General features: G+C 67.0%; 21 protein-coding genes. 9 read left to right on the top strand and 12 right to left on the bottom strand.

Annotated elements, in window-relative coordinates; genetic code table 11:
* The first annotated feature begins 58 nt into the window (after window positions 1-58).
* The 4 genes from puuE (at window position 59) to DCN14_RS24740 (ending at window position 3115) form a co-directional block, all read left to right on the top strand.
* Entirely contained in the window at window positions 59-1012 is a 954-nt protein-coding gene (gene puuE, locus DCN14_RS24755) for an allantoinase PuuE (protein ID WP_096503225.1), read from the top strand.
* Window positions 1009-1530: a 2-oxo-4-hydroxy-4-carboxy-5-ureidoimidazoline decarboxylase gene (uraD, locus tag DCN14_RS24750; RefSeq protein ID WP_096503223.1), complete on the top strand. Its 522-nt coding sequence runs from the start codon at window positions 1009-1011 to the stop codon at window positions 1528-1530. The genes puuE and uraD overlap by 4 nt, the downstream gene beginning before the upstream one ends.
* Before the next feature lie 62 nt (window positions 1531-1592).
* Window positions 1593-2606 (top strand): allantoicase, encoded by a 1014-nt coding sequence (gene alc / locus DCN14_RS24745; RefSeq protein WP_096503221.1) that lies wholly within the window; start codon window positions 1593-1595, stop codon window positions 2604-2606.
* Window positions 2603-3115 (top strand): ureidoglycolate lyase, encoded by a 513-nt coding sequence (locus DCN14_RS24740; protein WP_096503219.1) that lies wholly within the window; start codon window positions 2603-2605, stop codon window positions 3113-3115. Before alc ends, DCN14_RS24740 begins: the two co-directional genes overlap by 4 nt.
* Before the next feature lie 62 nt (window positions 3116-3177).
* Here the strand turns inward: DCN14_RS24740 and DCN14_RS24735 are convergent, their stop codons facing one another.
* Window positions 3178-4161 (bottom strand): LysR family transcriptional regulator, encoded by a 984-nt coding sequence (locus tag DCN14_RS24735; protein WP_096503217.1) that lies wholly within the window; start codon window positions 4159-4161, stop codon window positions 3178-3180.
* A gap of 151 nt (window positions 4162-4312) precedes the next feature.
* On the opposite strand from DCN14_RS24735, the gene DCN14_RS24730 reads away from it, so the two are divergent.
* Together DCN14_RS24730 and DCN14_RS24725 are read left to right on the top strand one after the other, a co-directional pair.
* Window positions 4313-4717, top strand: a complete 405-nt coding sequence (locus DCN14_RS24730) for a RidA family protein (RefSeq protein WP_096503215.1) — start codon at window positions 4313-4315, stop codon at window positions 4715-4717.
* 248 nt (window positions 4718-4965) lie between these two features.
* The gene (locus tag DCN14_RS24725; RefSeq protein ID WP_096503213.1) at window positions 4966-5376 is read left to right on the top strand and encodes an ACT domain-containing protein; all 411 of its coding nucleotides are present in this window, start codon (window positions 4966-4968) and stop codon (window positions 5374-5376) included.
* A gap of 95 nt (window positions 5377-5471) precedes the next feature.
* On the opposite strand, the gene DCN14_RS24720 is transcribed toward DCN14_RS24725, so the two are convergent.
* Both DCN14_RS24720 and uraH read right to left on the bottom strand, forming a co-directional pair.
* Window positions 5472-6665 carry a urate hydroxylase PuuD gene (locus tag DCN14_RS24720; protein ID WP_096503211.1) on the bottom strand — a complete coding sequence of 398 codons (1194 nt, stop codon included), beginning with the start codon at window positions 6663-6665 and terminating at the stop codon, window positions 5472-5474.
* 54 nt (window positions 6666-6719) lie between these two features.
* Window positions 6720-7073 carry a hydroxyisourate hydrolase gene (gene uraH / locus DCN14_RS24715; RefSeq protein ID WP_012364099.1) on the bottom strand — a complete coding sequence of 118 codons (354 nt, stop codon included), beginning with the start codon at window positions 7071-7073 and terminating at the stop codon, window positions 6720-6722.
* A 510-nt stretch (window positions 7074-7583) separates the two neighbouring features.
* Between uraH and DCN14_RS24705 the strand changes: the two genes are divergently transcribed.
* A complete protein-coding gene (locus DCN14_RS24705; RefSeq protein ID WP_096503209.1) occupies window positions 7584-8996 on the top strand; it encodes an 8-oxoguanine deaminase in 1413 nt (470 codons plus the stop codon).
* 115 nt (window positions 8997-9111) lie between these two features.
* Here the strand turns inward: DCN14_RS24705 and DCN14_RS24700 are convergent, their stop codons facing one another.
* On the bottom strand, window positions 9112-10041 hold the full coding sequence (locus DCN14_RS24700; protein WP_006402708.1) for a LysR substrate-binding domain-containing protein: 930 nt from the start codon (window positions 10039-10041) through the stop codon (window positions 9112-9114).
* A 222-nt stretch (window positions 10042-10263) separates the two neighbouring features.
* Window positions 10264-10473: a dodecin gene (locus tag DCN14_RS24695; RefSeq protein WP_096503207.1), complete on the bottom strand. Its 210-nt coding sequence runs from the start codon at window positions 10471-10473 to the stop codon at window positions 10264-10266.
* A gap of 134 nt (window positions 10474-10607) precedes the next feature.
* On the opposite strand from DCN14_RS24695, the gene DCN14_RS24690 reads away from it, so the two are divergent.
* The gene (locus DCN14_RS24690) at window positions 10608-11501 is read left to right on the top strand and encodes an NAD(P)-dependent oxidoreductase (RefSeq protein ID WP_096503371.1); all 894 of its coding nucleotides are present in this window, start codon (window positions 10608-10610) and stop codon (window positions 11499-11501) included.
* A gap of 66 nt (window positions 11502-11567) precedes the next feature.
* Here the strand turns inward: DCN14_RS24690 and DCN14_RS24685 are convergent, their stop codons facing one another.
* The 4 genes from DCN14_RS24685 to DCN14_RS24670 all read right to left on the bottom strand — a co-directional run bounded on the left by DCN14_RS24685 (window position 11568) and on the right by DCN14_RS24670 (window position 14933).
* On the bottom strand, window positions 11568-12014 hold the full coding sequence (locus DCN14_RS24685; protein ID WP_027784713.1) for a hypothetical protein: 447 nt from the start codon (window positions 12012-12014) through the stop codon (window positions 11568-11570).
* 343 nt (window positions 12015-12357) lie between these two features.
* A complete protein-coding gene (gene mscL, locus DCN14_RS24680; RefSeq protein ID WP_096503205.1) occupies window positions 12358-12789 on the bottom strand; it encodes a large conductance mechanosensitive channel protein MscL in 432 nt (143 codons plus the stop codon).
* Between the two features lie 235 nt (window positions 12790-13024).
* On the bottom strand, window positions 13025-14173 hold the full coding sequence (locus DCN14_RS24675) for a tetratricopeptide repeat protein (protein WP_096503203.1): 1149 nt from the start codon (window positions 14171-14173) through the stop codon (window positions 13025-13027).
* Between the two features lie 79 nt (window positions 14174-14252).
* A complete protein-coding gene (locus DCN14_RS24670; protein WP_059233905.1) occupies window positions 14253-14933 on the bottom strand; it encodes a PspA/IM30 family protein in 681 nt (226 codons plus the stop codon).
* 440 nt (window positions 14934-15373) lie between these two features.
* On the opposite strand from DCN14_RS24670, the gene DCN14_RS24665 reads away from it, so the two are divergent.
* Complete coding sequence (locus tag DCN14_RS24665; RefSeq protein WP_162826241.1) at window positions 15374-17893, top strand: penicillin-binding protein 1A; 2520 nt, start codon at window positions 15374-15376, stop codon at window positions 17891-17893.
* An 86-nt stretch (window positions 17894-17979) separates the two neighbouring features.
* On the opposite strand, the gene DCN14_RS24660 is transcribed toward DCN14_RS24665, so the two are convergent.
* From DCN14_RS24660 to argE, 3 genes are all read right to left on the bottom strand, one after another.
* The gene (locus tag DCN14_RS24660) at window positions 17980-18513 is read right to left on the bottom strand and encodes a DUF3574 domain-containing protein (RefSeq protein WP_346265280.1); all 534 of its coding nucleotides are present in this window, start codon (window positions 18511-18513) and stop codon (window positions 17980-17982) included.
* A 76-nt stretch (window positions 18514-18589) separates the two neighbouring features.
* On the bottom strand, window positions 18590-19609 hold the full coding sequence (locus DCN14_RS24655; RefSeq protein WP_096503197.1) for a threonine/serine dehydratase: 1020 nt from the start codon (window positions 19607-19609) through the stop codon (window positions 18590-18592).
* A gap of 59 nt (window positions 19610-19668) precedes the next feature.
* The gene (gene argE, locus DCN14_RS24650) at window positions 19669-20889 is read right to left on the bottom strand and encodes an acetylornithine deacetylase (protein ID WP_096503195.1); all 1221 of its coding nucleotides are present in this window, start codon (window positions 20887-20889) and stop codon (window positions 19669-19671) included.
* Window positions 20890-20897 lie beyond the last annotated feature (8 nt).

The following is a 20897-nucleotide window of genomic DNA, read 5'->3' as shown; positions in this document are numbered from 1 at the left end:
ACCCGCGCGGGCTGATGCGAACCCATTATTTCAGCAAGCTTTCGCCGCACTTCGAACCATGTCACTCGATCCCAACTATCCTCGCGACCTGATCGGCTACGGCCGCCATCCCGTGCAGGCGAACTGGCCGGGGCGCGCCCGCGTCGCCGTGCAGTTCGTCCTCAACTACGAGGAGGGCGGCGAGAACTGCGTGCTGCACGGCGATCCGGGCTCCGAGCAGTTCCTGTCCGAAATCGTCGGCGCGGCCGCGTATCCGGATCGGCACATGAGCATGGAATCGATCTACGAATACGGTTCGCGGGCCGGCGTGTGGCGCATCCTGCGCGAATTCGAGAAGCGCGGGCTGCCGCTGACGGTGTTCGGGGTCGGCATGGCGATCGAACGCCATCCGGAACTCGCACGCGCATTCGTCGAGCTCGGTCATGAAATCGCATGCCACGGCTGGCGCTGGATCCACTATCAGAGCATGACGCCCGAGCTCGAAGCTGAGCACATGCGTCTCGGGATGGAAGCGATCGAACGCGTGACGGGCGAGCGTCCGCTCGGCTGGTACACCGGCCGCGACAGTCCCAACACGCACCGTCTCGTCGCGGAATACGGCGGCTTCCTGTACGACTCCGACAATTACGGCGACGACCTGCCGTTCTGGATGAACGTCGAAGTATCGGGCGGCGGCACGTCGCCGCAGCTGATCGTGCCGTACACGCTCGACACGAACGACATGCGTTTCGCGACGCCGCAGGGTTTCAACACCGGCGACCACTTCTTCGACTACCTGCGCGACGCATTCGACGTGCTGTACGCGGAAGGCGACGAAGCGCCGAAGATGCTGTCGATCGGCATGCACTGCCGGCTGCTGGGCCGGCCGGGCCGTTTCCGCGGGATGCAGCGTTTCCTCGATCACATCGAAAAGCACGATCGCGTATGGGTGACGCGTCGTGTCGATATTGCGCGTCATTGGCGTGAACATCATCCGTATCAGCCCAATCATCGAAACGAAGGGAAAGCATGAAGGCGATGCGTTACACGTTGGATCAACTGAACACGATGGCGCCGAGCGCATTCGTCGCGGCGCTGTCCGGGATCTTCGAACATTCGCCGTGGGTGGCCGAGATCGCCGCGGGCGAGCGGCCGTTCGCGAATATCGACGCGCTGCACAAGACGATGTCGGGCGCGGTGGAGGCGAGCGGCGAAGTGCGCCAGCTCGCGCTGATCAACGCTCACCCGGAGCTGGCCGGCAAGGCCGCCGTGCGCGGCGAACTGACGGCCGAGTCGACGCGCGAGCAGAGCGGCGCGGGCCTCGACCAGTGCACGCAGGAAGAGTTCGACAAGCTGCTGACGCTGAACCGCACGTATCGCGAGAAGTTCGGCTTCCCGTTCATCCTCGCGGTGCGCGGCTATGACCGGCACGGCATCATCGCGAACTTCGAGGCGCGCGTGAATCATTCTCGCACCGAGGAACTGCGCACGAGCCTCGACCAGATCTACCGGATCGCGCGCTTCCGCCTCGATGACCTGATCGACGCCTGACACCGCAATACGGCCTGCTGCGTGGCAGCGGCCTGACCGCCTCACTGAAACAAGGAAACATCATGGCTGTTCCGCTTCTCGATCCGAACGCACCCGATTTCACGCGGCGCTACGTGAACCTCGCCGACCCGCGTCTCGGTGCGCAGGCGCTCGAGGCCAGCGACGACTTCTTCGCGCCGAAGGACCGGATGCTGAACCCCGAGCCGGCGGTATTCATCCCCGGCAAGTACGACGACCACGGCAAGTGGATGGACGGCTGGGAGACGCGCCGCAAGCGCACGACGGGCTACGACTGGTGCATCGTCAAGCTCGCGCGCCCGGGCGTGATCAAGGGCTTCGACATCGACACGAGCCACTTCACCGGCAATTTCCCGCCGGCCGCGTCGATCGAGGCCGCGTACGTGGCCGACGGCGCGCCGACGCACGCGACCGAATGGGTCGAGATCGTGCCGTCGACGACGCTGCAGGGCAACAGCCATCACTACGTCGAAGCGAGCGACGCCCGTGCGTTCACGCACCTGCGCGTGAACATCTATCCGGACGGCGGCATCGCGCGCCTGCGCGTGTACGGCCAGCCGCAGCTCGACTGGGCCGGCGCGAGCGCGACCGAGCAGTTCGATCTCGCGGCGATGGAAAACGGCGGCTACGTGGTGGCGGCGAACAACCAGCACTTCGGCGTCGCATCGAACCTGCTGCTGCCGGGCCGCGGCGTGAACATGGGCGACGGCTGGGAAACCCGCCGCCGCCGCGAACCGGGCAACGACTGGGCGATCATCGCGCTGGCGCGGCCGGGCGTGATCCGCAAGATCGAAGTCGATACGGCGTTCTTCAAGGGCAACTACCCGGATCGCTGCTCGATCCAGGCCGCGTACGTGTCGGGCGGCACCGACAGCTCGCTGATCACGCAGTCGATGTTCTGGCCGGTGCTGCTCGGCGAACAGAAGCTGCAGATGGACAAGCAGCACTACTTCGAACAGGAAATCGCAGCGCTGGGCCCGGTGACCCACGTGCGCTTGAACATCATTCCGGACGGCGGCGTATCGCGCCTGCGTCTGTGGGGGACGCTCGACCAATGAAGACGCTTGCAATCGAACCGCTGACCAAGGAAGCGTTCGCGCCGTTCGGCGACGTGATCGAAACGGAAGGCGCGAAGCAGATTCCGATCAACCTCGGCACGACGATCCGCTTTCACGATCTCGCGACAGTCGACGTGACCGACGAAGACGGCCGCACGCTCGTGAACCTGTTCCGCGGCCAGCCGCGCACGCTGCCGTTCGAGGTGAAGATGCTCGAGCGTCATCCGCTCGGCAGCCAGGCGTTCGTGCCGCTGAACGACCAGCCGTATCTCGTCGTCGTCGCGCCGGCGGGCGAGCTCGATCCGTCGAAGATCCGCGCGTTCGTGACGAGCGGGTGGCAAGGCGTGAACTACGCGAAGGGCGTGTGGCATCACCCGCTGATCGCGCTGGGCGGCGTCAGCGACTTCATCGTTGTCGATCGCGGCGGCGACGGGCTGAACCTGAACGAGCAGGATCTGCAGGAGTCGCTGTGGCTCACCGACGAAGCGCTGCATGCGTTGACGGCCTGAGTTATCGGCTCGCGTAGCCGTTCTCCGTTCGACGAAACCCGCGCACGATGCGCGGGTTTTTTTCATGCGTCGTCGCGCCGGGCGTTCGCGCGACGCTTGCGGGTGTCGTGCTGGCCGCTGCTGCCGCGGCGCCGCTCGGTGACAGGCGCATGCTGTGCCGTCAACGCGGCGATCCAGTCGATGAACACGCGCAGCTTCGCGCTGACGTGCCGGTTCGGCGGGTAGGCCACGTACATCGGCATCGGATCGAGCCGCCAGTGCTCGAACAGCGGCACCAGCTCGCCGCGCGCGCGGTGCCGCTCGGCCATGTAGTCGGGCAGCCACAGGATGCCGAGGCCAGCGAGGCCGGCCTCGACGTACGCGTTGCCGTCGTCGACCGCCAGCACGTAGCGCCCGCGCACGTTGACGCGCTCGCCGTCGTGTTCCATCGCATATGGCAGCGCCTTGCCGGTACGCGCCCAAAGAAAACCCACGATCCGGTGATGCGTGTCCTCGAGTTCCGCCGGATGCGACGGCGTGCCGGCGCGCGCCAGATAGTCGGGCGATGCGTAGACGCCGAGCCGCAGGTCGCCGACCTTGCGCGCGACCAGCGCTTGGTCGGTCGGCTCGCCGCCGCGCACGACGCAGTCGACGTTCTCGCCGATCACGTCCACCACGCGGTCGCTCACGCCCATGTCGAGCTGGATGTCCGGATAGCGCGCGTGGAACGCGGGCAGCGCCGGGATCAGGATCAGCCGCGCGAACGGGCTGGGCACGTCGACGCGCAGCCGTCCGCGCGGGGATGCGGACGCGCCGGACAGGCTCGTCTCGGCATCGTCCATGTCGGCGAGCAGCCGCACCACGCGCTCGTAGTAGGCGGCGCCGTCGGCCGTGACGACGACCTTGCGCGTCGTGCGGTTGAACAGCCTCACGCGCAGTCGCGCTTCCAGTTGCTGCACCAGCTGCGTCACGCTGGTCCGGCTCATGTGCAGCGTCTCGGCCGCCTTCGTGAAACTGCCGGTTTCCACCACGCGGGCGAACGCCTGCATCGCGTCGAATCGATCCATCGGGTGTGTGCTCCGCGTCGCTCGGAAATTGTTTGGGTTTCGCAAACAGTGCTGGACACGATTGCCTGTTTATCGGTCGGGCAGCGGTCCTTAAAGTGCCTTCATCGTTGATACCGGGGCGGTTGGCCCCAAGGATGAATGGAGGATCGGCATGACGAAGCGTAGCGTAGTTTTCCCGCCCGGGCGCCGGGCGCTGTACGAGCGCAACCGGTATTCGCCGGCGGTGAAGTCGAACGGCTTCCTGTTCGTGTCCGGGCAGGTCGGCAGTTGCGACGACGGTTCGCCGGAACCGGCGCTCGACACGCAGGTGCGGCGTGCGTTCGAGAACCTGAACGCGGTGCTGCACGCAGCCGGCTGTACGTTCGACGACGTGGTCGACGTGACGGTATTTCTCGTCGATCCCGAAGCGACGTTCGAGCGGATCTGGCAGATCGTTCCGGAGTACTGGGGCGACGCACCGCATCCGACGCTGACCGCCGTCGGCGTGACCTGGCTGTACGGTTTCCAGTTCGAGATCAAGGCGATCGCGCGGATGCCGGAGACGGTCGACGGGTGAGCGGGGCCCGACGGGCTGATTGCGTGCCGTGTTGGCATGCGCCACGGCGAGAGGGGCGTCCTCCGTTCATCCGCGCGATGCAGCCGCGCGGCGATCGGCACCGCATTGCGCCGTGTCGCCATGCCGAAGCTGCACACGAGGATTGCGGGTGGGGCGCTCACGCGTTCATCACGCCGGCGCCGGCCATCGCACGTGCTATCGTGCCCGCATTGCCACCCCACGACGTCCATGCCGGATGATTCCCGCCGATGAGCCAGCCTGAAAACGACCTTGCGACCCTGTTGCGCACGATGCAACCCGAGCTGCATCCGGGCGCGTACGCATTCGTATCGCTGCCGAACGGCATCGACGTTTCGTTATCCGAAACGGTCGCCACGTTCCAGGAAGCCGAAGGACTGACGGTGATCGTCAGCGAGGAAACGGCGGCCCGCCGCGGCTGGCCTGTGCTGTTTCGCGCCGCGTGGATCACGCTGACCGTGCATTCCGACCTGCAGGCGGTCGGGTTGACGGCCGCGTTCGCGCAGGCGCTCGGCGCGGCCGGCATCAGCTGCAACGTGATGGCGGCCGCGTGCCACGATCACATCTTCGTCGCATTCGGCGACGGTGCGCGCGCGCTCGACACACTGGTCGCGCTGCAGCGCGACGCGTCGCGCGACTGACGCACGCATTCGCCGCACGCAAAAAAAACGGGCCCGTTTCCGGGCCCGCGAACGGAGAGGATCGCGCCGGCAAACAACCTCCGGCGCACGGTGGCTTACTTGTTCGCGCCACCCTCGAACCAGGCGGCGAGCTTCACGCGCTCGTCGTCGGTCATGTGCGTGACGTTGCCGATCGGCATCGCCTTCAGGCGCACGGCCTGTTCATAGATGCGCTGCGCGTTCTTCGACACTTCGTCCGGCGTATCGAACATCACGCCGGCAGGCGCGCTGCCCATCAGCGTCGGCTTGGCCGAGTGGCACTCGACGCAGCGCTGCTGCAGGACCGGCATGATGTCGGCGATCACGACCTTCGGCGCGTTGGCGGCTTGCGCTTCCGGTGCGACCGGCTTCGGCATCGTCCATACCAGTGCGCCGGACAGCAGGGCGACGCCGCCGATCGGCAGGTACCACAGCTGCTTGCCGCGGTGACGCATCACGAAGAACTGACGGATCAGCGCGCCGGCCAGCATGATCATCACGAGCACGACCCAGTTGAGCTTGTTCGTGTAGGTCATCGCATAGTGGTTCGACAGCATCGCGAACACGACGGGCAGCGTGAAATACGTGTTGTGCACCGAGCGTTGCTTGCCGCGCTTGCCGTAGATCGGGTTCGGCTCTTCGCCCTTGAGCATCTTGTCGACCATCTTGCGCTGGCCGGGGATGATCACGAAGAACACGTTCGCCGACATGATCGTCGCGAGCATCGCACCGACGATCAGGTACGCCGCACGGCCCGAGAAGATGTGGCAGGCGAGGTATGCGGCGACGACGACGTAGATGCCGACGCAGATACCGAGCACGCGATCGTTGGTGCCGAGGATGCGGCACAGCGAGTCGTAGACGATCCAGCCGGCCGCGAGGAAGCCGAGCGCGGATGCGACGGCGACCACCGGGCCCATGTCGAGCACGCTCTTGTCGATCAGGTAGGTGTTCGGCGCGAGCAGGTACAGCACGAAGAACAGCGAGAACCCCGACAGCCAGGTCGTGTACGACGGCCACTTCGACCAGTGCAGGTCATCCGGCATTTCCGGCGGGGCGACCGTGTACTTCTGCATGTTGTAGAAACCGCCGCCGTGGACGTGCCACAGTTCGCCGAACACGCCGCGCTTGCGCTGGTTCGGGTCGGTCGGCGGTTTCAGGCTGTTGTCGAGCGCGACGAAATAGAAGGACTCGCCGATCCACGCAATGGCGACGATGACGTGCAGCCATCGCAGCGCGAGGTTCAGCCAGTCGGTGATGAAGCCTTCCATGAAACTCCTCCAGACTCAGATCGTTGTCTTTGATGCGGGCAGCCGATGCGTATGTCAGCTGCCGCGATAGGTGCTGTACGACCACGGCGACACGAGCAGCGGCACGTGGTAGTGCGATGCGGTGTCGGCGATGCCGAAGCGCAGCACGACGCGATCGACGAAACGCGGTTCGGGAACCTTCACGCCGAGCGACGCGAAGTAGTCGCCGGCGTGGAATACGAGTTCGTATTCGCCGGCGGCGAGTGCCGCGCCTTCGAGCAGGGGGGCGTCGCAGCGGCCGTCGCTATTGGTCAGCACGGTCTTGATCGCGCGGCGCGATTCGCCGTCCAGCGCGTAGAGGTCCACCTTGATGGCGGCGCCGGGACGACCGTGCGCCGTATCGAGTACGTGGGTAGTGAGCTTTCCCATTCGCAATTGTCCTTGTGTGAATGCGAGGTTCGGCGGCGACTCGATCCATGACTGTGCGGCGGATCGAGGCTCCACGTCACGTGGCTACATACCCGTCGGCGAAATTGAAGCGAGCGCCGTGCAGGCATTGTAAAAAGGTTCCCCGCGTAAATACGGGCGCGATATCAAAGATAATGCGCCGCGCATGAACCGCTGTCGACGGCGTGCCGGAAGCGGCCGGCGACCCGTGCTTCGCGCGGCCGGCGGCCCGTCGCGCGGCGTACCATATCGAAACCGTGAAGCGCGGTATTGCGGATCGCGCATTGTGCGCGGCGCGCGCTTGGGCGATCCTGCCGCCGTGCGCGTCGGGCAGTGTCCGGTGCGTACCCCGAAGACGGCGAGCACGCCGGGTAACCGGGCCAGCGCGTTCGAACGGACGCAGGCACCGGGGCGTGCCGCGAATCAGCGTTCGAACGGCTTTGTGATGGTCTCCGGGAGCGGCTCCCGGGGGCAGAACGACGCGGAGAACGCATGAACCTCGAGCAGCACGCCGGCGCACGCGCGCCGCACCCATCCTCATCCCGCCCGAAAACCCTGCTGGTCAGGCACGCCGACGTGCTCGTGACCATGGACGACACGCGTCGCGAACTGCGCGATGCGGGGCTCTACATCGAAGACAACCGGATCGTCGCGGTCGGCCCGAGCGCCGAGCTGCCCGACACCGCCGACGAGGTGCTCGACCTGCGCGGCCACCTCGTGATCCCGGGGCTCGTGAACACCCACCATCACATGTACCAGAGCCTCACGCGCGCGGTGCCGGCCGCGCAGAACGCCGAGCTGTTCGGCTGGCTCACGAACCTGTACCGGATCTGGGCGCACCTGACGCCCGAAATGATCGAGGTGTCGACGCTCACCGCGATGGCCGAACTGCTGCAGTCGGGCTGCACGACGTCGAGCGATCATCTGTACATCTATCCGAACGGCAGCCGGCTCGACGACAGCATCGGCGCCGCGCAGCGGATCGGCATGCGCTTTCACGCAAGCCGCGGCGCGATGAGCGTCGGCCAGCGCGACGGCGGCCTGCCGCCCGATTCGGTCGTCGAGCGTGAACCCGACATCCTGCGTGACGCGCAGCGCCTGATCGAGACCTATCACGACGAAGGCCGTTACGCGATGCTGCGCGTGGTCGTCGCGCCGTGCTCGCCCTTCTCGGTGAGCCGCGAGCTGATGCGCGACGCCGCCGTGCTCGCGCGCGAATACGGCGTGTCGTTGCACACGCACCTGGCGGAGAACGTGAACGACATCGCGTACAGCCGCGAGAAATTCGGGATGACGCCGGCCGAATACGCGGAAGACCTCGGCTGGGTCGGTCATGACGTGTGGCACGCGCACTGCGTGCAGCTCGACGATGCGGGCATCGGCCTGTTCGCGCGCACCGGCACCGGCGTCGCGCACTGCCCGTGCTCGAACATGCGGCTTGCGTCCGGCATCGCGCCGGTGAAGAAGATGCGTCTGGCAGGCGTGCCGGTCGGTCTCGGTGTCGACGGCTCCGCGTCGAACGACGGCGCGCAGATGGTCGCGGAAGTGCGCCAGGCGCTGTTGCTGCAGCGGGTCGGCTTCGGGCCCGATGCGATGACCGCGCGCGAGGCGCTCGAGATCGCGACGCTCGGCGGCGCGAAGGTGCTGAACCGCGACGACATCGGTGCGCTGAAGCCCGGCATGGCTGCCGACTTCGCCGCGTTCGACCTGCGCCAGCCGTTGTTCGCGGGCGCGCTGCACGATCCGGTGGCGGCGCTCGTGTTCTGCGCGCCGTCGCAGACGGCGTACACGGTGGTGAACGGGAAGGTGGTGGTGCGGGAAGGGCGGCTCGCGACGCTCGATCTGCCGCCCGTCATCGAGCGTCATAACGCGCTTGCGCACGCGCTCGTGGAGGCGTCGCGCTGACGCGCCGGGGCGGAGGTCGCGCCGCGCGCTGCCGAACCGGGCGCGCGGCCGCCGCGCCGCGTCACGCGATGCCGCGCCACGCCGTAACGGCGTGGCCGGCGCGCGTCGTGCGTGATTACGGCTCGATCAGCGTGCGGGTGGCTTCGGCGACGAGGCCGCGCAGCCAGCGCACTTCGTCGGAGTAGTGGCAGCGTTCGTGCCACAGCTGGTAGTACTGCATCGGCGGGAAGTCGAGCGGCGCCGGCACGACCGACAGCGGCAGGAACTTCGCGTAGTGATCGGCGAACAGGCGCGTCGTCGTGAAGATCAGGTCCGACTTCACGAGTACGTACGGCGCGAGGTTGAAGTACGGCAGCGTGACGACCACGTGACGCTTGAGCCGTTCGCGCGCGAGATGCACGTCGATCGCGCCGCGCTGGCCGACCGAGTACGGCGTCGGCGCGAGGTGCGGCGCGTTCAGGTACTGGTCGAGCGTCAGCCCGCCGCGCTTCGCGAACGGGTGCGTGTTGCTCATCAGGCAGACGATTTCATCGACGAACAGGTTCGACAGGTGCAGCTGCTCCGGCGGCTCGGGCCAGTTGCCGACGACGATGTCGAGCTTGCCGTCTTCCAGCGCGAGTTCGTAGTCGAAGGCGGGGCCGAGCGAATGGAATTCGAGCGTCGCATTCGGCGCCGCCTGGCGGAAGCGTTCGACGACGGTCGGCACGAACAGCACGTTCAGGTAGTCGGGGCAGCCGATCCGGTAGCAGCGGATCGACGTGGCCGGGTCGAAATTGTGCTGCTGGAACTTGATCCGCTCGATTTCGCGCAGCGCGTTCTGTACCGGCTCGAGCAGGCGCAGCCCGTATTCGGTCGGAACCATGCCGGACTTGCCGCGCACGAGCAGCGGGTCGCCGGTGATGTCGCGCAGGCGCCGCAGCGCGGCGCTGATCGCCGGTTGCGACTGGTTCAGTTTGACGGCCGCGCGCGTGACGCTGCGCTCCATCAACAAGGTGTGCAAGACGCGCAAGAGGTACGTGTCGATCGCCTCGCGTTGCTGACTCATGGTATCTCCGTTTTATATGTCCGGGCTGATCGAGGGGCAGGTGGGGTATATCGTTTTTAATATGAACCGGAGCCAGCGTCAAGGGATGGATACCCGCAGACCCCCGCCGGTCGGGCCTCGACGAGGGGCCGGAACGGGGCGAAATGCAGGTGGGCACGGCACCGCGCGGATGCGCATTGCACGCATCCGGCGATCATGGCGCCGCGTGCGCTGCGCTGCGCGTCAGTCGTCGATGCGCATGCCGACTTTCAGCGTGACCTGCCAGTGGATGACCTGGTCGCCTTCGATGTGGCCGCGCGTTTCGGTCACCTCGAACCAGTGCAGGTTGTGCAGCGTCTTGCCGGCTTTCGAAATCGCGTTGCGGATGGCGTCGTCGCACGATTGCTTCGACGAGCCGGTCAGTTCGATCAGCTTGTAGACGTGGTCGCTCATGATGCGCTCCCTGGGGTGTCGGTATGTGCGGCCGGCGCAAGCCGCGGGCCGAAGCGGCGCCGCGCGTGTCCGGCTTCTTGAGTGATAGGTATGATGGGCGGCAAGTGCAACCCCAATTGGAGGCGAGGAACATCGTGGAAGTCGGATTTTGCGGACCGGGATTGATGGGCGCGCCGATGATTCGGCATTTGCTGGCGGCGGGCCACCGGGTCAGCGTATGGAACCGCACGCGTGAAAAGGCCGAGGCGCTCGCGCGGGATGGCGCGCAGGTGGTCGACACGCCGCGCGAACTGGCCGGGCGCGTCGAAACCGTCTTCGTATGCGTGCTCGACGCGCGTGCGGTCGGCGACGTCGCGTTCGGCGAGAACGGGCTCTTCGCCGGCGACGCGGCCGGGCGCCGCGTGCGGCGCATCGTCGATCATTCGAGCATTCCGCCCGCCGCGACGCGCGACTATGCGGCGCGCGCAGCCGCGCTCGGCGCGGGCTGGATCGATGCGCCGGTGTCGGGCGGCGTGCCCGGCGCGCAGGCCGGCACGCTCGCGGTGATGGCCGGCGGCGGTGCGGCCGACCTCGACGCGGTCAGGCCGCTGATCGACACCTATGCGTCACGCATCACGCACATGGGCGAAGCGGGGGCGGGCCAGACCGCGAAGCTGTGCAACCAGGCGATCGTCACCGCGACGGTGACGGCGATTGCCGAGGCCGTCGGCCTCGCACAGGCGAGCGGGATCGACGCCGCGCGGCTGGCCGAAGCGCTGGCCGGCGGATGGGCGGATTCGGTGCTGCTGCAGACGTTCGTGCCGCGCATGACGTCGGGCGGCCATCCGCCGATCGGCGCGCTCGCCACGTTCCAGAAGGATGTCGACGCGATCGCCGACGCGGCGCGCGAAACGGGTGCGGTGATGCCGGTGTCGGCCACGGTGCAGCAGGTGCTGCGGCTGGGCGCCGCGCAAGGGCTGGCGGGTGCCGATTTCGCCGCATTCATCGACATCGTGCGGCCCGGCCACGCTCGCGCGGCAGCGCAGTGACGACGAAGCGGGAAGCCTGAATGACCGATGGGCCGCTCGCGGGCGGCCCATCGCATCGGTGTCGGTTCAGCCGAGGGAGCGCGGTGTCGTGTCGCCGGCGTTCTGGCGTCCGAGCCCGCCGCGCAGGCTCGCCTTCGTGCCTGCACCAAATTCGGGCAGGATGCGCGCGCGGGCGCGGCTCGCGAAGACCAGGAAGCCGAAGCCGTTCGCCTCGTACCAGTACCCGCCGTTCTCGAGGCCGTCGAGCGGCTGCTCGAGCGCGTTGGCGATCGATTCGATGCAACGCTTGCGCAGTTCGGCGATGGCCGGATAGGGCGGCTGTGCGCCGCGCACGCTGCACAGGAGCACGTCGAGTCCGGGCAGCACGTGCGCGTAGAGGACGGGCTCGTCCTGCGCACGGGCGCGGGCAATCTTGGTGTCGAGCTGTGCGAACGGCTTGGAGTGGCGCAATACCGCGAGGAACGACTCCTGGCCATCCTGCTGCGCGCGTCGACGTTTTTTCGGGAAGGACATAAACACTCGCCTCAAAAACAATTGCAAGAAATGCGGCACTTTCATGCGACCCACTCCCGGCTATGTACGCCGCATGTCGATCCTTTATAGCACACGAAAATGCTGCACTCGTGTGCGGTACGACGATCAATGTCTCCCGTCGACCCGCTTGCCACGATGATCGACACAGCCAGCGTCTTGGCGCCCGTACTGTCGTTTAGTCTCCATCATAGACCTGCTTTTCCCGCGCGTGCATTCGCGCGTCACAAAAAAGTGGGATAAGCCGCGCGCGGCGATGCGCGGCACGCGTCCATGAAAAAGGCCCGCACGTGGCGGGCCTGGCGGATGCAGCGTGGCGCGGTGCTCAGCGTTGCTTGAGCGAATCGCGGATTTCGCGCAGCAGCACGGTGTCTTCCGGCGTCGCGGCCGGCGCGGCTTCTTCCGGCTTGCGCAGCTTGTTGATGAATTTCACCATCAGGAAAATGATGAACGCGAGAATGATGAAGTTGATCGCCACCGTGATGAACGAGCCGTAGCCGAACGCGGCGACGCCCGCGGCCTGCAGGTCCTTGAACGAATCGGGGTTGCCCTTGAACGTCGGGGGAATGGTGCCGAGCAGAACGAACTTGTTCGAGAAATCCAGGCCGCCGGTCAGCACGCCGATGACCGGCATGATGAGGTCTTTCACGACCGAGTCGACGATCTTCGAGAATGCGCCGCCGATGATCACGCCGACGGCGAGATCCATCACATTGCCCTTGACGGCAAACTCCTTGAATTCCTTGATTATGCTCATAAGCGGCTTTCTCCTGGTTGGGCGAGGGGAGGCGTGCCGCGACGCGCAGGGCTGCGAAACGTCGGATGGGATCGGGGGCACGCCGATGGTCGCATGATAACGAACGTACCCCATTGCCGGTAGCCCATCTTGAAATGATTGACAAATTCGGCGGGCCGGCGCGAGTGAAAATGAAAGGAAGCGCGGTGTAGGCCGCGGGCGTCGCGCCATGCGTCGACGCCCGCGTTCGTGATGCTCAACTGTTGTCGTCGGTCCAGCCGTCGTCGTTGCTGCCGAGATCGACACCGCCGCCGCCGTTGCCGTCGCTCCAGCTGGCGTCGTCGCCGCGGCCGAGGTCGAAGCCCTGGCCGTTGTCCTGCCGCCGGCGCGGGTCGTCGACGATCACGTCGCGCTCGACCACGCGCTCGCGGCCGCCCGACATCGCTTCGCCGAGCAGCACGCCGGTCAGCAGCCCGCCCATGCCGCCGCCGAAGCCGCCGCCTTGCTGAACCACGACGGTCGGCTGCTGTTGCGGCGGGTACGGTTGCTGCTGATACGGCTGGCCTTGCATGCCGGTGACGCGATCGGCTTCCTGCGCGTACACCGAGCCGTTGCCGTTCTGCTGCGCGCTCGGGTCGGGGCGTCCTTCGACGCGCGCCTTCACGCTCGCGTGACGTTGTTCGAGTTCGTCGATGCGATACGGCGGCACCGGATTCTTGCCGTTCGCCAGCGCTTCGACGAGCCCGCGCGCATCGGTCTCGATGCCTTCGAGCTCGCCCGTGAGCGCGGCGGCGCCGGCCGCGGTCGACAGCCGCGCATCGAGCTTGAGCGGGCGGATGTCGTTGAGCACGTCGGTGGCGCGCTTCAGTTGCGAGCGGCGTTCGTCGTCCGCGCGACTGTCGTCGGCCGAGCGCGCGCGGCGCAGCGTCCAGCGCAGCACGAGCGCGACGATCGCGATGAGCAGCGCGAGGCCGATCCACATGCCGGTCGACGGGCCGTGTTTGGCGACCGGCGCGGCCGGCGCGAGCGACGATTGCAGCGAGCCGGACTGGGTGGCCGACGGCGCGTTGCCGCTCGTGCGTGCAGCGTCCGCGCGGATGCGCGATTCCGTTTGGGCGAAGTGCGACGCGTCGGTGAAACGCAATTGCGGATCGAGCGATTTCGCGCGCTGCAGCTGCGTCAGTGCGTCGGACGCGCGGCCTTCGCGGTCCAGCACCTGCGCGTACAGGTAGCGCGCATGCGCGTTGTTCGGATGGGCGTCGATGACTTGCGAGAGCTGCGTGTCGGCGTTCTGCCAGTCACGCTGTGCGATCGACTGCTCGACTTGCTGCAGCGACGGTACCGCAAATGCGGCGGACGACAGCAACATCAGCGAAAAGCCGAGTGCGGCGAGAGATTTCTTCATGGTCGAACCGGGCGCGCGCGCCCGTCTCCTGACGATCGGTGCGCGCCGCGAACCCGGTCGGGCCGCGGCGCGGTTGCCGTTACTGCGCGGGCGTGTCGAGCTGCTTCTTCAGCGCGGCGAGGCGATCCTCGACCGACGGGCCCTTGTTCAGCGCGGCGAGCTTGTCGTCGAGCGCCTTGCCGCTCGACGTGTCGGCCGAATTCAGGCGGGCGTCCGAGCGCGCGTTCTGCAGCGCGACCTTGTCTTCCAGCTTCTGGAAGTCTTCGGACAGGTTCTTGCCGCCGATGCCGCCCAGCGCGCTGGCCGCGACGTCCTTCGCCTGCGCGATTTCCTGTTTGGCCTGCAGGATGTTCGAGCGTGCGTTCAGGTCGTTGCGGCGCTGACGCATGTCGGCGATCTGCCCCTTCAGCTTGTCGACCGACGGTTCGAGCGTGGTCAGCTCGGCCGCGAGCGCATCGCGTTCGGCTTCCGCATTCGACTGCGCGGCGAGCGCCTCGCGTGCGAGCGCTTCGTCGCCGGACTGCAGTGCGCGCTTCGCGCCGTCTTCGTACTTCTTTACCTTGTCGTCGGCCGCATCGCGCTTGCTGCGCTGGGTCGCGACCTGTGCTTCGATTTCGATCAGCGAATTCTCGGCACGGCCGATGCTGTCGTCGAGCTCCCGCACGATCTGCCGTGCGTCGCGCGACGGATCCTGTACCGAGTCGGCCGCATCGTTCAGCAGGCCTTTGATCGTGCGCGAAACAGAGTCGAAAAGCGACATGAAATCCTCCGTGGTTGAAAAACGCCGCGTCAGCGCGGCAGTGCTCGCCGCGGACCGGTTGCGGTCCGCCAGAGCCGGCGGATATTACACCGCCGGCCCCTTAAATACGGCTTAAGCGCCGAAGTTCAAGCAGCGTGCGTGCGCGTCGTTCCGACCTTTCGCATTTGAAAGGAAGGCCGCCGGCACGCATGGGGTGCGTGTCCATGATAGGTCGAGGATGCCGCCAATACGTTCCGCAATTCACGATCGTGCGGGAATTTTTACAAAAAATCGCGAAGCCGATCGGTCGATTTCATTAAAATGCGCTGTCACGTCGCGGGAACGGATCGCCGCGCGGCGGGGTCTGTCGACGTGACAGTTGCCGCGATGCACCCACTCTGATTCATCCGCTTGCATTTCCGCATGCATCCGAGGGCGCCATGTACGCCCGCCATTCCGACATGCCAATCATCAAACGACCGTCTTCTTCTTCCGACCGGAAAGAACCCCACTACACGTTGCGCCGTTCGCCTTCGGGAGCCTATTACCCCGATGACGACAACGGCGACAACGACCGTCGCACGCCGCGCAGCGGAGGCGGGGGCAGTGGCCGCCGCTCGTTCGGCTCGCGCGTCGCTTTGTGGTTCGTCGGCCTGTTCGCGACGCTCGCCGTCGTCGGCGCGCTGATCGTCGGCTACGCGCTCGTCGTGATGGCGCCGCAGCTGCCGTCGCTCGATGCGCTGACCAACTACCAGCCGAAGGTGCCGCTGCGGGTGTTCACGGCCGACCACGTGCTGATCGGCGAGTTCGGCGAAGAGCGCCGCAGCCTCGTGCGCTTCCAGGACATTCCCGACGTGATGAAGAAGGCGGTGCTCGCGATCGAGGACTACCGCTTCTACGAACACGGCGGCGTCGACTTCGTCGGCATCCTGCGCGCGGGCGTGGCCGACCTGCTGCACGGCGGCGCGCGCCAGGGCGCGAGCACGATCACGATGCAGGTCGCGCGCAACTTCTTCCTGTCGAGCGAAAAGACCTACACGCGCAAGATCTACGAGATGCTGCTCGCGTACAAGATCGAGAAGGCGCTGACGAAGGACCAGATCCTCGAGCTGTACATGAACCAGATTTATCTGGGGCAGCGCTCGTACGGTTTCGCGGCCGCCGCGCGCGTGTATTTCGGCAAGGACCTGAAGGACATCACGCTCGCGGAAGCGGCGATGCTCGCGGGGCTGCCGAAGGCGCCGTCCGCGTATAACCCGGTCGTCAATCCGAAACGCGCGAAGGTGCGCCAGGAATACATCCTGAAGCGCATGCTCGAGATCGGCTACATCACGCAGCCGCAATATGACGAGGCGGTGAAGGAAGAGATCCACGTGCGCACGCCGGGCAACCAGTACGCGGTGCACGGCGAGTACGTCGCCGAGATGGTGCGGCAGATGATGTACCAGCAGTACAAGGACGAAACCTATACGCGCGGGCTGACCGTCACGACGACGATCAACTCGGCCGACCAGGAAGCGGCGTACCAGGCCGTGCGTCGCGGCATTCTCGACTACGAGCGCCGCCACGGCTATCGCGGGCCGGAAGGCTCGATCAACCTGCCGGCGGCCGGCGACGACCGCGACGAGGCGATCGACGACGCGCTCGCCGATCACCCGGACAACGGCGACCTGCAGTCGGCCGTCGTGCTGACGGCGTCGCCGAACGCGGTCGACGTGCAGTTCGTCGGCGGCGCGACGACGACGATCGGCGCGGCCGGGCTGCGCTTCGTGTCGGCCGCGCTGAGCCCGCGTGCGAACGCGACGCTGCGGATCAAGCCGGGTTCGATCGTGCGCGTGACGAAGGACGGCAAGACGGGCTGGCAGGTCGTGCAGCTGCCGCAGGTCGAGGGCGCGCTCGTCGCGCTCGCACCGCAGGACGGTGCGATCCGCTCGCTCGTCGGCGGCTTCGACTTCAACAAGAGCAAGTTCAACCACGTGACGCAGGCGTGGCGCCAGCCGGGTTCGTCGTTCAAGCCGTTCATCTATTCGGCATCGCTCGACAAGGGGCTCGGGCCGGCGACGATCATCAACGATGCGCCGCTGTACTTCCCGCCGAGCGTGCCGGGCGGCACCGCGTGGGAGCCGAAGGACGACGACCAGCCGGACGGCCCGATGACGATGCGCACCGGCCTGCAGCGCTCGAAGAACCTCGTGTCGATCCGGATCCTCGCATCGATCGGCACGCAGTATGCGCAGCAGTACGTCACGCAGCGCTTCGGCTTCGATCCGGCGAAGACGCCGCCTTACCTGCCGATGGCGCTCGGCGCGGGTCTCGTGACGCCGCTGCAGCTCGCGACCGGTTACGCGGTATTCGCGAACGGCGGCTACAAGGTCGATCCGTACCTGATCGCCGAAGTCGACGACGCGCGCGGCCAGCCGCTGCAGAAGTCGCAGCCGGTGGTCGCGGGCGGCACGGCGCCGCGCACGATCGAAGGCCGCAACGCGTACGTGATGAACAGCCTGCTGCACACGGTCGCGACGGCCGGCACCGGTGCGGGCACCAACGCGCTCGGCCGCGGCGACCTGCAGGGCAAGACGGGTACGACCAACGATGCGAAGGACGGTTGGTTCGCCGGCTACCAGCAGTCGCTCGTCGCGGTCGCGTGGATGGGCTTCGATCAGCCGAAGAGCCTGGGCAGCCGCGAATTCGGCGCGCAGCTCGCGCTGCCGATCTGGGTGAACTACATGCGCACCGCGCTGAACGGCGTGCCCGAGCAGCAGATGCCGATGCCGGACGGCCTGACGACGATCGACGGCGAGCTGTACTACGCCGATCGCACGCCGGGCAACGGCTTCGTCGCGAGCGTCGACATCAACCCGGCCGCGAACGCGATCAGCGCGAACGATGCGCTCGGCTCGGCCGGCGCGGCGGGCCTCGCACCGCCGCCCGTCACGCCGCAGGAGAAGCAGCAGATCATGGACATGTTCGAGAGCAAGTAAGCGGTACTCGGATGTTTCGCATGCGACGGGCGCCTTCGGGCGCCCGTTTTTTTATGCGGCGTCGAATGAAAGCCGTGTCGTGCGACTCAGAACGATGCGCAGGCCGGCACGATGGTGATGCCGACCGACTGCTGCCGGAAGCGCTCGACGTACGCGTGCCGGATCGCCTGGAGCCGCGCGCGCGTATCGGCCGTATCGTCGGCGACGATACGGACCACGAAGCCCGTTTCCCGGATGGTCCGGCCGGTGGCGCGATCGCGCCATTGGCCGCGGGTGTCCCAGACCGTGAAGCCGTCCGGAAAGCGTGGCGTGACGACGTCGGCAAGGAAGGCGGTGCGTTCCTCGTCGGTGACGGGGCCGCGTCCGGCGATATCGCGCCCGAACAGCAGGTCGGCCTGCAACATGCGATGCGCGTCGGGCTGCGTGCAGGCGAGCGGGGCGACAGTGTTGGCGACGGGCGAGGGCGGGGCCGCGCAACCGGCGAGCAGCGCGATCGCGGCAGCGCCGATGATCTGCCGCGAGCGCTGCCGCCACGCGGCGGGACGCGCGTTCGGTGGCGGAATCTGCCTATTTCGCGTCCGGCGCCCTTCGCGCGCGCAAAACGCTGCGCGTTCAACCACTTGCGTGTTTGTCCGGCGGGTTATCAACAGGGCTGTCAACATAAACTGGGGATAACCCTGAGTGCTTCGCGGGAGGTCAGCGCTGCAGTTTCGCGTGCGCGAGATGCATGCCGAGCGTGGCGGGGTCGGTGTTGGTGCCCGACAGCAGCACGCCGACCCGCTTGCCCTGCAGCGTTTCGCGCAGCGGGCCGAGCAGCGCCGCGAGCGCCGCCGCGCACGCCGGTTCGACCGACAGCTTCAGGTGCGAGAACAGGAACAGCATCGCCGCGCGCAGCGCGTCGTCGGACACCGTGACGATGCGGTCGACATGACGTCGGCACAGCTGGTAGCTGTATTCCTCGGTATGCGGCGCCATCAGCGAATCGGCGATGGTCTGCATCGCGCTCATCTTGATCGTGTGATTGGCCGCGAAGCTGCGGCTCATCGCGTCGGCGCCTTCGGGTTCGACGCCGTACACGTGCACGCGCGGATTCGCGAGCCGCAGCGCGGTCGCCATGCCGGCCGCGAGCCCGCCGCCGCCGATCGGCACGATCACGGCGTCGAGATCGGGCGTCTGCGTCGCCCATTCGTAGCCGAGCGTCGCGGTGCCGAGAATCGTGTGATAGCCGTTGAACGGATGGATGAAGAAGCGGCCTTCCTCGGCCTCGATCCGCCGCACGAGGTCGAATGCCTGCGACGCGCTGCCGGCGAGCACGACTTCCGCGCGGTACTGCTTGCACTGCGCGATGCGCGTCGGGCTCGCGGTGTGAAACATCACGACCTTCGCGCTGCTGCCGAGCCGCATCGCCGCATACGCGACGGCGGCCGCATGATTGCCGGCCGACACGCAGGTGACGCCGGCGTTCTTGCGCGCTTCGTCGAGTGCGAGCAGATGCGTGAACGCGCCGCGCGCCTTGAAGCTGCCGCTCGCCTGCAGCAGCTCGAACTTGAAATTGACGTGCGTGCCTTCGAGGGACGGCAGGTCGGCGCGCTCGAACACGGGCGTGCGGGCGACCCACGGCGACAATGCGAAATGCTGCGCGGCGATTTCGTCGAGCGTCGGAATCGGCTCGCCGTCGATCGTCGTATGGGCTGTGCCCTGTTGTTCAGTCGACATGACGTGGCGTGTGGCGCGAGTGAGCCGGCCCGCTCGCGCAGGCCGGCGTGGGCGGGCGGTCAGTGTGCGTCGACCGACATGCTGCGGATGAACTTGCGCAGGAACTGCTCGCAGCCCGCGAGCTGCGCGAGCTCGACATACTCGTTCGGCTTGTGCGCCTGTTCGATGTTGCCCGGCCCGCAGACGATGCTCGGAATGCCCGCGCGTTCGAACAGGCCGGCCTCGGTGCCGTAGGCGACCTTGCGCTTGTCCTGGTCGGCCGTCAGCGCGCGCACGAGCTGTGTGATCGCGGCCTGTTCGGTTGCGTCGAGCCCCGGCGCCGCGGCGATCTTCGAGAACTCGATCGCGGCGTTCGGATGCTCGCGCTGCATCTGCGGCAGCAGCGTTTCCCGCGCATACGCTTCGATGCGCGTGAAGATCTGCTCGGGATCGAGCGTCGGCAGGTTGCGGAACTCGAAGTCGAACCGGCATTCGGCCGGCACCGTATTGATCGCGTTGCCGCCCTGGATCGTGCTCGTCTGCGCGGTCGTGAACGGGACGTCGTACAGGTCGTCGAACGGGCCTTCGGCGCGGAAGCGGTCGGCGATGTCGCGGATGTGGCAGATGAGGCGCGCCGCATATTCGATCGCGTTCAGCCCCTTCGGCGTCAGCGACGAGTGCGCCGCGTGGCCGCGCACGCAGCAGCGGTACGCGTTGATGCCCTTGTGCGCGATGATCGGGCGCATGCTGGTCGGCTCGCCGACGATGCAGCCGGACGGCTTCACGCCGCGCTCGACGAGATCGGCGATCAGCAGCGGCGCGCCGGCGCAGCCGATTTCCTCGTCGTAGGACAGCGCGAAATGAATCGGCTGCGCGAGCTTCGTCGCCTGCATCTCGGGCAGCAGCGCGAGCGCCGTGCCGATGAAACCCTTCATGTCGCACGTGCCGCGGCCGTACAGGCGGCCGTCGCGCAGTTCTGGCGCGAACGGGTTGCTGTCCCACTGCTGGCCGTCGACCGGCACGACGTCGGTATGCCCCGACAGCACGATGCCGCCGTCGGTCGAGCCGTCGTGCGCGGGCACCGTCGCGAACAGGTTCGCCCAGCCTTCGCGCGGATCGTGCGTGAGCGTCGACACGATGCCCTTCGCGGCCAGCGCGTCGCGCACCGTTTCGATCAGGCCGAGGTTCGGCACGCGGCTCGTCGTGTCCATCGATACCAACTGCTTGATCCAGGGCAGGCCGACGAGCGAAGCGTCGCCTTGGTCGGCGGCGGGCGGGGCCGTCGCGTCGAGAGTGGACATGGCAAAAC

It is taken from the genome of Burkholderia sp. IDO3 (genome assembly GCF_003366075.1).
Taxonomy (GTDB): domain Bacteria; phylum Pseudomonadota; class Gammaproteobacteria; order Burkholderiales; family Burkholderiaceae; genus Burkholderia; species Burkholderia anthina.
The sequence above is the reverse complement of the archived record's forward strand: the minus strand, read 5'-3'. Positions and strand labels throughout refer to the sequence as shown.